The 220-nt window shown below is 63.6% G+C and carries 1 protein-coding gene; it reads left to right on the forward strand.

The features are described from left to right. Positions 1-11 precede the first annotated feature (11 nt). Positions 12-220: penicillin-binding transpeptidase domain-containing protein (locus tag A3709_RS12650; protein ID WP_255359736.1), on the forward strand; the 209-nt coding region annotated here is incomplete at its 3' end.

Here is a 220-nt window from a genome sequence, read left to right on the forward strand (position 1 = left end):
AGGAAGTGTCCTTGCTGGCCCACGATGGTGTACCCGAAGAGGGTGTACAGGTGGTAAGCCCCGATGTGGCCGCCCAGGTGCTGACAGTATTGGGGCGGGTCACTGGTGACAATGGTACTGCGCGCAAGGCGCGTGTGGCCGGTCACCAGGTCGGCGGAAAGACCGGCACGGTTCACAAGGTGGGTCCGCAGGGGTATGTCGACAACGCCTACGTGGCGCT

Origin of the sequence: Halioglobus sp. HI00S01 (assembly GCF_001635445.1) — a bacterium.
GTDB classification, from domain to species: Bacteria; Pseudomonadota; Gammaproteobacteria; order Pseudomonadales; family Halieaceae; genus Halioglobus; species Halioglobus japonicus.